This window comes from Actinomadura sp. RB99 (genome assembly GCF_014706005.1).
Lineage (GTDB): Bacteria > Actinomycetota > Actinomycetes > Streptosporangiales > Streptosporangiaceae > Spirillospora.
This window is the reverse complement of sequence record NZ_JABMCA010000051.1, coordinates 40,707-52,445: the sequence shown is the minus strand read 5'-3', so window position 1 is coordinate 52,445 and position 11,739 is coordinate 40,707. Positions and strand designations below refer to the sequence as shown.

The window sequence follows — 11,739 nt, the reverse complement described above, 5'->3', positions numbered from 1 at the left end:
GAGGTGAGACCATGGAACTCGCCCGAAACAGAACGAGTTCTACGATCCCCCGGCACGATTCGGAGCCACCGCCCGCCGCCATCCACGCGACCGGGGTCGAGCGCCGGTTCCGCCGCGGCCGCGCGGACGTGCACGCTCTGGGGCCGGTCGACCTCGACATCGCGGCGGGCGAGTTCTGCTGCGTGGTGGGGCCGTCCGGTTGCGGCAAGTCGACGTTCCTGCGGCTGGTCGCCGGGCTGCTGCGGCCGAGCGCCGGACGCCTGGAGATCCGCGCCACCGCCCGGCACCCGGCCGCGATGATCTTCCAGGACTACGGCATCTACCCCTGGAAGACCGTCCTCGGCAACGTCCGCTTCGGGCTGGACGTCCAGGGCGTCCCGCGCAAGGAGGCGACCCGGCGGGCCCGCGACTGGCTCTCCCGGATGGGGCTGACGGACTTCGCCGACGCCTACCCCGCCTCGCTGTCGGGCGGCATGCGGCAGCGGGTGTCGATCGCCCGCGCGCTCGCCGTCGAGCCGGAGATCCTGCTGATGGACGAGCCGTTCGCGGCTCTCGACGCCCAGCTGCGCACCATCCTGCAGGAGGAGCTGCTGGCGATCTGCGAGGCGGACCGGCGCACCGTGCTGTTCATCACGCACAGCCTGGAGGAGGCCATCGTCCTCGGTGACCGGGTGCTGGTGATGAGCGCCCGTCCCGGCCGCGTCCTTGCCGAGCGCACGCCCCCGTTCGGCCGCCCGCGCAGCGGGGACGTCCGGCACTCCCCCGAGTGCGCCGAACTGAAGGCCGAGCTGTGGGACCTACTGCGGGGCGAGATCGAACCGGCCGGAGGTGGCGGAGAATGACCGAACAGCGAACCCTGCGGCCGGCCGCGGCCGAGGAGCGGATCATCGTGCGCGAGCCGGGACCCGCCGAGCGGTCCCCGGCGGCCGCCGCGACCCGCCGGCGCACGCTGGAGCTCGGGCTGGCGATCGCCGTCCCGGTCGTCCTCGTCGGGCTGTGGCAGCTCGCCGCGGACCGCGGCTGGATCGACGCGCGGCTGTACCCCTCGCCGTCCACCATCGTCGCCAACGGGTGGGACCTCGCCATGGACGGCAGGCTCTGGCCGGACGTCTGGGCGACGAGCCGCCGGGTCGTCCTCGGCTTCCTGCTCGGCACCGGCGTCGGCGTGCTGCTCGGCCTGGTGATGGGCACCTCGCGGACGGTGCGCGCCGCGCTGGAGCCCCTGCTCGACGCGCTGTACGTGGTGCCGAAGCTGGCGCTGCTGCCGATCTTCCTCAACATGTTCGGCCTCGGCGAGGGGCCGCAGCTCGCGCTGGTCGCCGCCACCGTCTTCTTCTTCGTGTGGATCTCCACGATGTCGGCGTTCCTGGCCGTCCCGGAGGGCTACCGCGAGGCGGGCGAGGTCTTCGGGGCGGGCCGGTGGCAGATGTTCCGGCACGTGCTGCTGCCCGGCGCGCTGCCCCAGATCATGGTCGGCGCCCGGATCGCGGCGGGCGTGTCCGTCCTGGTCATCGTGGCCTCGGAGTTCGTCGCCGCGACCGACGGGCTGGGCTACCTCATCTTCAATTCGCGGGCGCTGTTCCAGAACGACGTGATGTACGTCGGCATCGTCTGCGTCGCGGTGCTCGGCGTGATCTTCTCCGAGATCATCCGCTTCCTCGGCCGGCGGCTGACCCCCTGGGCGCCCGGTGACCGTGACCGCGTCCGTACCTGACCAGGCGCTTCGGCACCGGAGGACACCATGAGACTTCCCCTGTTCGTTCCCATCGTCGCCGCGGTGGCGCTCGCCGCCGGCGCGTGCGGCGCGAAGGGCGCCGCCGACTCCGGCGCCCCGCGCAAGGCGCGCCCGATCACTCCGGTGGCGGGCTGCGACGCGGCGGCTTGGAGCGATCCAGCCGACCTGGCGCCCGACCGCGCCCCGGCCCGCTGCAAGCCCGGCGCGCCCGCGCCCCGGCCGCTGGCGAAGAAGACCAGGATCACGATCTCGGCCAGCACCGGATCGGCCGAGTTCGTGGCCCCGCTGCGGCTCGGCATCGCCAAGGGCGAGTTCGCCAAGGAGAACCTGGAGGTGGAGTTCAAGCAGCTCGGGGTCGCCGACTCGATCCCGCTGCTGGCCAAGGGCGACCTCGACGCGATGTGGTCCGCGCCCGAGGCGGCGTTCTTCAACGGCCTCCAGCAGAGGTTCGAACTGCGCTGGGTGCTCGGCAACTACTCCTCCAGCCCGCAGTCCAAGTCCGGGCTCTGGGCCCGCGCACCGAAGGGCGCCGCGCCCGCCGCCGTCAGGCTCGGCGACGCGCGGGTCGGCACGCTCATCGGCAAGGGCAGCGTGATCACCTATCCGATGAGCCAGGTCCTCGGCCGGCACGGCACCAGCCTCAAGAAGGTCCGCTTCACCAGCCTCACCGGGCCCGCCGACACGGTGACCGCGCTGAAGAACGGCGGCGTCGACGCGGCGTGGATGGTCGACCCGGTCTGGAAGGAGGTGGACGGCAGGCCCGGGTTCCAGTTCCTCGGCGGCCAGCCCCTCGGCGAGCCGCTCGGCGGCCTGATCTACGGGCCGGGGATGCTGCGCAAGAACGCGGACGCGGGCGTCGCGTTCGTCCGCGCCCTGATCCGGATCGTGAACACCTACTTCACCGGGGACTACAAGAAGAACGCCGCGTTCGTCGGGGAGCTGGCGTCGAACCTCGGCCTCAAGCCCGAGGCGCTCACCGCCGTCCCAGCCCCGGTCTGGGACTGGGAGATCCGCAAGGGCACGACCGACCGGTTGCAGAAGGCGTACGTCGAGGGCGGCGCACTCGGGAAAACGGTGCCCGAGTCCGAGGCCGTCGACCGCACCTTCTATGAGGAGGCCGTGGGCCACAAACCCTGACCCGGGCACGGACGGAGCGGCCCCGGAACCGGCAGGACGGTTCCGGGGCCGCGCTGGTTCCGCGGGCCTCCCCCGCCGCCGCGCCGGGCGCGGCGGCGGGGGACGCTCAGACGAGGTCGAGCTTCAACATCCGGATCGCGTTGCCACGGGTGATCTTGTAGACGGTCTCGGCGTCGAGGCCCTGGAACATCTCCTCGGCCACCTTCCTCGTGTGCGGCCAGGTCGAATCGGTGTGCGGATAGTCGGTCTCGAAGGTGACGCGGTCGACGCCGATCCTGTGCAGCGACTCCAGCCCGTGCACGTCGCGGAAGAAGCAGCCGTACACCTGGCGGTGGAAGTAGGTCGACGGCGGCTCGGGGATGGTGTCCCGAACGCCGCCCCAGGCCCGGTGCTCCTCCCACACGTCGTCGACCCGCTCCAGGACGTAGGGCAGCCAGCCGATCTGCCCCTCGGAGTAGGCGACCTCCAGCTGCGGGAAGCGGACCAGGACGCCCGAGAACAGGAAGTCGCACAGCGAGGCCATCGCGTTGTTGAACGACAGCGCGGCGGAGACCGCGGGCGGCGCGTCCGCCGAGGTCGCCGGCATCTTGGACGACGACCCGATGTGCATGCTCACGACCGTGCCGGTCTCCTGGCAGGCGGCGAAGAACGGGTCCCACGCGCCGGAGTGGACGCTCGGCAGCCCCAGGTGCGGCGGGATCTCGCTGAAGCAGACCGCCCGGACGCCCCGCGCGGCGTTGCGGCGCACCTCCTGGGCCGCCAGTTCGGCGTCCCAGAGCGGGATCAGGCAGAGCGGGATCAGCCGCCCGCCCGAGTCACCGCACCACTCCTCGACCATCCAGTCGTTGTAGGCCCGCACGCAGGCCAGGCCGAGTTCGCGGTCCTTGGCCTCGGTGAAGGTCTGCCCGCAGAACCGGGGGAAGGTCGGGAAGCACAGGGACGCCTCGACATGGTTGAGCTCCATGTCGGCGACCCGGGCCTTCGGGTCCCAGCAGCCCGGCCGCATCTCGTCGTAGGTGATGGGGGACATCGTCATGTCGTCGCGGTCGAACCCGACGGCGGCGACATGGCGCTTGTGGATGTAGACGAGGTCCTCGTAGACCCAGCAGTCGGCCTGCGGGCCGTCGTCGTCGAAGGTCTGGCGGTAGGTGCCGCCGCCGATGTGCTCGACCGAGCCGATGCCGCGGCGCTCGATTCGCGGGCCCCGGTCGCGGAGCCGGGCGGGCAGCCAGGTCCGCCAGACGTGCGGCGGCTCGACGACGTGGTCGTCGACGCTGATGATCTTCGGTAGCTCGCCGAAGGACGGGCTCATGATGTGCACCCCACTTATCTGATGGGTCGTCAGAAACAAGGTAGTGGCGTGCCGCCGATTCCGGAAGGTCGCCCGGCGGCAGATCTGATGGGCTGTCAGCCAAAGTGGCCGACGGCCAGCGCGTCCAGCGCGACCGCACCGTCCGGCAGGACCGCGAGCGGGTTGATGTCCAGCTCGGCGAGCACGCCGTCCAGCTCCAGCCCCATCCGCTGCACCTTCATGATCACGTCGACCAGCGCGCCGACGTCGGCCCGCGGCCGGCCGCGGGCCCCGCCCAGCAGCGGGAACCCACGCAGCCCGGCCAGCATCCGGTGCGCCTCGGCCTCGTCGAACGGCGGCACCCGGAACGCCACGTCCTGGAACACCTCGACGAAGACCCCGCCCAGCCCGGCCATCACCGTCGGGCCGAACAGCTCGTCGTGCGCCAGCCCGACGACCGTCTCGACGCCGCCCCGCACCTGCTCGCAGACCAGCGCCGCGTCGACCCCGGGATGCGCGGCGACCCGCCGGTACGCCTCGCGCACCTGCGCCGCCGAACGCAGGTCCAGATGCACCAGCCCGAGGTCGGACTTGTGCGCCACGTCCGGGCCGCACCCCTTCAGCACGACCGGGAACCCGATCGCCGCCGCGGCCCGCGCCGCCGCCGCGGCGCTGCCGGCGAGCTCCTCGCGGGGCGTCCGGATCCCGTACGCGCGCAGCAGCTCCTTGGCGGTGTGCTCCGAGGCGGGGCCGGCCGCGAGCAGCCGCCGCGCCCCGGCGGCGGCCGGCGAGGGGGTCCGCGGCGCGTCCGGGAACGCGGACCGGTACCGGCCCCGGAACTCGTGGAAGTCGAGGTAGGCGCGCACCGCCTTGACACAGTTGGCGAAGGTGCGGAACACCGCCAGCCGCCGCGAGCCGAGCAGGACGTCCCGGTAGGCCGGCTCGGTCCCGACCGGCGAGCCCCACACCACGCAGACGGGCTTGTCGGTGCGCTCGGCGATCTCGGCGAGATCCCGTGCCAGGACGTCGCTCATCGGCGGGAACGCGCCGGTGATCGGGCAGATCAGCACCCCGACCGCCGGATCGGCCACGATCGTCTCCAGGATGCGGCGCCCGCGCCAGTCGCCGACCGGATGGCCGCCGTTGTCGACCGGGTTGGAGACCCGCAGGTAGCCGGGAATCCACTCGTGCAGCGCCTTCCGCGTCCCGGCCGACAGCTCGGGCAGTTCCAGGCCCGCCGCCGAGCACAGGTCGGCCATGTGCGCGCCGGTGCCGCCCGAGATGGCGTACACGCAGACCCCGCCGCTCACCGGCGGTTTCGCGCGGGCCAGCAGCATGGAGGTGTCCAGCAGCTCGTCCAGCCCGTCGACCCGGGTGACGCCGAACTGCCCGAGCACCGCGGAGGCGACCGCGTCGGACCCGGTGAGCTTGCCGGTGTGCGAGGCGGCCATCGACGCGCCGTCCCGGGTCCGCCCGACCTTCACCACGACGACCGGCACCCCGCGCCGGGCCGCGTGGTCGGCGGCGAGCATCAGCGTGCGGCCGTCCTTGAACCCCTCGACGTACCCGGCCACCGCGCCGACCTCCGGCAGGTCGGCGAAGTGCCGCAGGAAGTCGGCGAACTCCAGGTCCGCCTCGTTGCCGGTCGGCGCCCAGTGCGACACCCGGACGCCCAGCTCCTGCGCCTGGAAGACGGGGCGCCCCTGGTGGCCGCTCTGCGAGATGAGCGCGATCGCGGGACCGTCCAGGTCGTCGCGGAACTCCTCGAACGCGTTGAGGTTGGTGTTCGGGCCCAGCACCCGGAGCCCGTCGAGCGCGAGCCGGCCCATCCGCTCCTGCGCGTCCCTGCCCTCGTCGCCGAGTTCGGCGAAGCCGGACGCGAAGACCACGGCGAAGCGGGCCCCGGCCGCGGCGAGCTCGTCGAGCACCCCGGCCGGGTCGCCGACCAGGACGGCGGCGACGTCGATGGGTTCGGGCACGTCGGCCACCGACCGGTGGCACGGCTCGCCGTCCACCAGGTCGCGCCCGGGGTTGACCGGGTGGACGCGCGCGCCGACGCGCCCGGCCCAGGTGCGCAGCCTCCGGTAGACGGCGGTGTTCGGCCGGCCTGGCGTGTCCGAGGCGCCGACGACCGCGAGCGTGCGCGGCCTGAAGAACACGCCGAGATCCTCGCCGCGGAGCGCCAGGACCCGGCCGCTCACGTCCCGTTCGATGTCCTCGGCCCGCGAGGGGCTGTTATCTGACATACCGTCAGCTTAACCACGGAAGCGGCGAAATCTGATGGGTCATCAGAAACAAGGACGGGAGAAGGCCCGGTCCCGGCCTCGCCGGATCACGTGGGCGTCCGCGGCCGCCCGGCCGCAGGCTACTTGGGCGGGCGCTTGCCCGAGACGGCCCAGAAGACCAGCTGGGCCATGCTCTCCCGCAGGTCCTCGACCCTGATCTCCCACGCCTCGTAGCCGCGCTGGTGGGCGGCGTTGTGCGCCAGCATCCCGACGAGCGCCCCGGCCATCGCCTCGGGATCGACGTTCTCGGCCACCCGGCCGCGCTCCTGCTGCTCGGCGATCACCGCGGCGAGCGCGGTCACCACGTTGTTGAGCATGCGGACGCGCAGCGTGTGGAAGCGTTCGTCGCCCTCGATCGTGGCGAGGTCCACCACCCGCAGGACCGCCTCGTTGTCGCGCCAGAAGTCCAGGAAGCCGTCGACGAGCATTTGCGCCGTCTCGTAGCCGGACTTGCCGGTCCACGGCTGGTCCTCGACGAGCGGGCGCAGCCGCCTTCCCGCCTCGGCCATCTCGGCCGCGATGGTGAGGACGGCGGCCTCGATGTCGGCGAAGTACTGGTAGAAGGTGGCGGGGGACGTCCCGGCTCGCCGGGCCACGTCGATCACCGTGATGTCGCGGTACGGCGAGGTGGCGAGCATCTCCGTGAGGCGGCTCAGCAGCCGCTGCCGGGTCGCCTTGGCCCGCCGGCCCGCGACCCTGCCGTCTGCGGTCAGCACGGTTTCTGGCATACCGTCAGTTTAGGGCCTCCGGCCGCGCACGGCCCACGAGTCCCGCACAGAACGGCGACGTCGGCCCCCTCGGCTCTTACCCAGCCTTGAGGAGGGTGGCGGCGGCGTCCTCGGCCGATTGGCGGGCCAAGTCAGAGAGGACGCTGGTGTAGGTGTCGGAGGCAATGGTGATCGATGATAGTCCCAGGGTCTCCTGCACGACTTTCAGGTCGTGCGGCGCGCAGCAGGCTGGTGGCCGTGCGGTGACGGAGGTCATGGAGTCGTACGGGCGGTAGGCCCGGCTTCCATGGCCATCAACTGAAATCGGTCCAGTGCATATTCGGGCAGGAGGGGATTCCCGGCGTCGTCGGTGAAGACGAAGCCGCTGTCGTTCCAGGTGCTGCCTGCAGCGAGCCGTTCGTTGTTCGAGCGAGCCCGGTGGCCGGCCAGTTCCTGGATGGTGTGCTTGTCCAGGGTGACCTGGCGTTCACCGGCCTCGGGCTTGGGCGGTCCTTGCTGGACGGTGCCGCCGATCTGTGTGATCTGCCACCGCGCCCTAATCGTTCCCGTGTCGAGGTCGACGTCGATGGGCTTGATCCGGTTGCTGTGGCCTCTGCCACCGAGTTGGGTGCGGCGGGTTTCGGCTTTGACGGTGATGTAGGCGTCGCGGGGCTGTTCCCATTGCTGGATCCGTTCGGGCCTCCAGATCAGCGCCTCGGGGCGTTTACCGGGCGGGAGTTCGATGAGGAAGGCGCGTTGAGGTCGATGCGCCGTTCCCTGATTGCCTTGTTGAGCGCGGCGCGCAAGGTGGCGCGAATGCGGTGCTTGGTCGCCGCCCCGACCACCCTGCAGCCCTTCACGCGGGCGCGCAGGGCCGGGTCGCCGGTGGTGCGGGCGTGGGTGATGAGGTCGTTGCGTTCGTCGATGGCCTCGAACACCGCCTCCACGTCCGCGGCCCGCAGCCGGTCCAAGCGGATGTGTCCGATGACGGGGATCCCGCTGGGTACTGTCGGCGCCTGCACGTGCCCGCCTAGGCGTTGAGGGCTTGCCCCCTGGTGAGGCTTGCGTGGCGAGCACGTCGACGCCGCCGTCGCCCAGATCCTCGTGCTCGATTACCTATCGACGCTGCGCCAGCTCGCTGCGGGTCGTGATGTGGTTGCCGTCGCTGATGCAGAACCGCCGATTTCCACCTACGTCGCGCGTGCCGATCCGAAAACAGTCGCCGCGCCACCGATCGGTTTGGCTTGCTCGAGGTGTCTAGACATGTAGGACCGTTGAGGAGGCGCCTGTGGCACAGGACGACTATGACGTGGCGATCGTCGGCGCGAGTTTGGCGGGGTGCACTGCGGCGCTGCTGTTCTCATCGATGGGCGCCCGTGTCGCGCTGCTGGAGAAGCGATCATCGGTGGACGCGTACAAGGTGTTGTGTACCCACTCCCTGCACGCCAGCGCCATGCCGGTACTCGAACGGCTCGACCTGGTCGCAGCGCTGCGGACTGCGGGCGCCGCACCGAACCACGCATCCTGGTGGGTCGAATGGGGCTGGATCACGCCGGAACGTGATGGCACGGTGCCGTCCGGCCTGAACCTGCGCAGGCAGACTCTCGATCCGCTGTTGCGTCGCCGCGCCGCCGCCGCGACCGGTGTCGACCTCATGCTCGGCCATGCGGCGACGGCGGTGCTCGAGCGTGACGGACGCGTCCACGGGGTTCGAGCTACCCACCGCGGCAAGGAGATCGATCTGACGGCGCCCCTGATCGTCGGTGCGGACGGCCGCTCTTCCGCGGTGGCCGCGGCAGCGGGTATCCGGACCAGAAAATCACGCAATCTGCGGTTCGGGTTCTTTTCCTACTTCCGTGACTTCCCGGAGGACGACGGTCTCAGCCGCGCCTGGTTCATGGGCCCGGACTGCGCATTTTCGTTCGTCAATGAGGACGGGATCCGCGTTATCGTCGCGGCCCCCAACAGAGCCGACCACCTCGCTGCCTTCAATGCCAACCTCGCGACATCGTTTCGCGACTACATCCACGCGCTTCCCGATGCGCCCCGCATCGAGGCCGCCGAGCGGATCTCGAAGATCATCGGTACCACGAATTTCCCACTGTTCCAGCGGAAACCGTCGCGTCCAGGGCTGGCTCTCATCGGTGATGCCGCCCTGGCCACCGACCCGGTCTGGGGGATCGGGGGGTCATGGGCCCTGTTGTCCGCTCAATGGCTTGTCGACGCCGTCGCCAAGTCCTTGGATGACGAGCAGGAGCTCGACTCCGCGCTGGAGCGTTACGACGCTCGCCACACCCGAGCGCTTCGCGGTCACCAAGCCCAGATCCGGCGATACGCCCAGGCCCGAGGATTCAACGCCGCCGAACGGCTCATGTTCTCTGCCGCCGCCCGCGACAAGGAAATGGCCTCTCACCTTTACCGATTTGGTTCGCGCCTCATCACTCCGAGGGAACTGCTCACTCCCCGCGCCATTCTGCGAGCAGGCAAGGTGAATCTGAGCCATGCAATCCATTGACACAGAGGGTCGACCTGCCATGTCCGCGGCCATCTAAAAGGGATCGAGGACCCAGATGGCTGCCACCTGGAACCGAAAGAGAGTTGATGTCAATGAGCGTTTTCGCCATTTACGGGGCCACCGGTCACACCGGTCGTCTTGTCACCGCCGAACTTCTTTCCCGCGGAAAGGATGTCGTCCTGTCCGACCGGGACCCGGCTGCGCTCGCCGCGCTGGGACACGAGCGGATTCTGCCGGCGGGGCTCGACGAGCCCGCAGCCTTGCGCACTCTCGCCGAGATGGCCGACGTCATCATCCATTGCGCGGGCCCCTTCGCCACCACCGCGCTACCGATTGCCAGGGCTGCGGTCGAGGGCGGTTGCCACTATATCGATCACTCGGTCGAGGTACATACGGTCAAGCACCTGTTCGATACCTTTCCCACGCGCGCGCAGAGCGCTGGCGTCACCGTGCTGCCCAGCGTGAGCTTCTACGGGGGTATAGGTGACCTGCTCGCCGGTGCCGTCGCGCGCGGTGTCTCCGAGATCGACCGCATCACAGTGGCTTACGCCGTGAGCAATTGGATGATGACACACGGTGCCGTGGAGACGGCGCGCCTGCTGTTCGCCGATACCGAGCGAATCGGTTTCGCCGATGGCGCACTGCAAACCGGGTTCATCGAGCCGCGCAGTGCTGTGTTCGCTTTTCCGCCTCCGGTCGGCCCGCGGCCCATGATCGCTCCAGTGCCGTTCCCGGAGGCCGTCACCGTACCCCGGCATACTCGTACCCGGTCGGTGGAGGCCCAACTGACCGCCAACACATTCGCGGAGGAACAGGCATTCACCAGCGAACACGTTACGGCCGATGCGCGCGCCGCCAGCGAATTCACCGTCGCCGCACAAGTTCTCGCCGCGCACGGTTCGGCGGCGGGGAGCCTGCGAGGCCGCGACCTGTGGCGGGCCGCCGCGCTGGCATCGGTGGAGGCAGCCGTCCGGCTCACCGAAGGCCGCGCCAAGAGCGGAGTTGCCAGTCCCGCAGAGGCTTTCGACGCGACCGATTTCCTCACCGCTCTCGTCAACCGCGGAGCATTCACACTCGACCTACCAGAACAGCAGTAGGAGAACAGAAATGGAACCCATCCTCGTCACAGGTGCCGGCGGCGGCAGTCAAGGTGGCACCGGCCGCATGGTTGCCGAAATTCTCGTCCGCGCGGGCCTTCCGGTGCGCGCGTTCGTACACAACGACGATGCCCGTGCTGCGGAACTGAAGGAGCTCGGCGCCGAGATCGTCGTCGGCGATCTGCGCGAGATCACCCATTTGCTGCCTGCGGTGGAGGGCGTGCGGCGTGCTTACTTCACCTACCCGGTAACCGCCGGAATGCTCGATGCGGCGGCCGTTTTCGCCGCCGCGGCACGCGACGCGGGTTTGGAGCGGGTGGTCGCGGTGTCTCAACTCGGTTCGGCGCGCGACGCCGGCACCCCGCACATGCGCCGGCACTGGGTGGCCGAACAGACTCTCGACCGCGCCGGTATCGGTGCGGTGCATCTGCGTGCGGCGGTGTTCTTCGAGAACCTGCGCGTCGCTATCGGCGACCGCAGCGAACTGGCCCTGCCGCTCGGTTCCCCGGCCACCGTGGTCCCGCTGATCGCGGCCGAGGACGTCGCCCGCGTCGCCGCCGGTGTGCTGCGCACCGAGGGCCCAGTCGATCCCGTGCTCTGGCTGGCGGGTGAAATCCTCACAGCCGGTACGACAGCCTCCACTTTCGGCGTCCCCTACGCCGACGTCGACCCAAATGTTTGGGCGAAGCAGGCGTTGTCGATCTACCGCGACGAGGTAACGGTCGAGCACCTGACCCATCTGTGGACGATGTTCGCCGCCATCGGATCCGGCCACGAGCTTTTCCGCGTCACCGAGACGATCGAGCAGTTCGCTGGGCGCCCGCCATTGACCCTGCGCGAATACCTCGCCTCCGGATAGACCATCAGCTCGGTCGGGGTCGCGGGTCATGTCACCACCGGCCGCTTGGTGCGGAGAACGATCTGCCATGGAGGCTCGCGGCGTCGTGACGCGCGCCGTTGTCGTCGAAGTCG

At 70.2% G+C, this 11,739-nt stretch carries 11 protein-coding genes; 6 read left to right on the top strand and 5 right to left on the bottom strand.

Annotated features, from left to right (window positions below):
* The first annotated feature begins 11 nt into the window (after positions 1 to 11).
* Genes amrb99_RS34325 through amrb99_RS34315 form a run of 3 tightly spaced genes read left to right on the top strand, consistent with a single transcriptional unit; the run spans position 12 to position 2,872 of the window.
* Positions 12 to 842 (top strand): ABC transporter ATP-binding protein, encoded by an 831-nt coding sequence (locus tag amrb99_RS34325; RefSeq protein ID WP_190864087.1) that lies wholly within the window; start codon positions 12 to 14, stop codon positions 840 to 842.
* Complete coding sequence (locus amrb99_RS34320) at positions 839 to 1,714, top strand: ABC transporter permease (protein ID WP_190864084.1); 876 nt, start codon at positions 839 to 841, stop codon at positions 1,712 to 1,714. The genes amrb99_RS34325 and amrb99_RS34320 overlap by 4 nt, the downstream gene beginning before the upstream one ends.
* Positions 1,715 to 1,741: 27 nt before the next feature.
* Positions 1,742 to 2,872 (top strand): hypothetical protein, encoded by a 1,131-nt coding sequence (locus amrb99_RS34315; protein ID WP_190864083.1) that lies wholly within the window; start codon positions 1,742 to 1,744, stop codon positions 2,870 to 2,872.
* A gap of 106 nt (positions 2,873 to 2,978) precedes the next feature.
* On the opposite strand, the gene amrb99_RS34310 is transcribed toward amrb99_RS34315, so the two are convergent.
* From amrb99_RS34310 to amrb99_RS34290, 5 genes are all read right to left on the bottom strand, one after another.
* Positions 2,979 to 4,184 (bottom strand): amidohydrolase family protein, encoded by a 1,206-nt coding sequence (locus amrb99_RS34310; RefSeq protein ID WP_190864081.1) that lies wholly within the window; start codon positions 4,182 to 4,184, stop codon positions 2,979 to 2,981.
* A 95-nt stretch (positions 4,185 to 4,279) separates the two neighbouring features.
* Positions 4,280 to 6,409: an acetate--CoA ligase family protein gene (locus amrb99_RS34305; protein WP_190864079.1), complete on the bottom strand. Its 2,130-nt coding sequence runs from the start codon at positions 6,407 to 6,409 to the stop codon at positions 4,280 to 4,282.
* A 119-nt stretch (positions 6,410 to 6,528) separates the two neighbouring features.
* On the bottom strand, positions 6,529 to 7,176 hold the full coding sequence (locus amrb99_RS34300; RefSeq protein WP_194737425.1) for a TetR family transcriptional regulator: 648 nt from the start codon (positions 7,174 to 7,176) through the stop codon (positions 6,529 to 6,531).
* 76 nt (positions 7,177 to 7,252) lie between these two features.
* Complete coding sequence (locus amrb99_RS34295) at positions 7,253 to 7,432, bottom strand: hypothetical protein (RefSeq protein ID WP_190864077.1); 180 nt, start codon at positions 7,430 to 7,432, stop codon at positions 7,253 to 7,255.
* A 430-nt stretch (positions 7,433 to 7,862) separates the two neighbouring features.
* Positions 7,863 to 8,126, bottom strand: a complete 264-nt coding sequence (locus tag amrb99_RS34290; RefSeq protein WP_190864075.1) for a hypothetical protein — start codon at positions 8,124 to 8,126, stop codon at positions 7,863 to 7,865.
* Between the two features lie 317 nt (positions 8,127 to 8,443).
* Between amrb99_RS34290 and amrb99_RS34285 the strand changes: the two genes are divergently transcribed.
* The 3 genes from amrb99_RS34285 (at position 8,444) to amrb99_RS34275 (ending at position 11,626) form a co-directional block, all read left to right on the top strand.
* The gene (locus tag amrb99_RS34285) at positions 8,444 to 9,670 is read left to right on the top strand and encodes an NAD(P)/FAD-dependent oxidoreductase (protein ID WP_190864073.1); all 1,227 of its coding nucleotides are present in this window, start codon (positions 8,444 to 8,446) and stop codon (positions 9,668 to 9,670) included.
* Positions 9,671 to 9,762: 92 nt separating this feature from the next.
* Positions 9,763 to 10,767 (top strand): saccharopine dehydrogenase NADP-binding domain-containing protein, encoded by a 1,005-nt coding sequence (locus amrb99_RS34280; RefSeq protein ID WP_190864071.1) that lies wholly within the window; start codon positions 9,763 to 9,765, stop codon positions 10,765 to 10,767.
* A 10-nt stretch (positions 10,768 to 10,777) separates the two neighbouring features.
* Entirely contained in the window at positions 10,778 to 11,626 is an 849-nt protein-coding gene (locus amrb99_RS34275; RefSeq protein ID WP_190864069.1) for an NAD(P)H-binding protein, read from the top strand.
* The last annotated feature ends 113 nt before the right edge of the window (positions 11,627 to 11,739 follow it).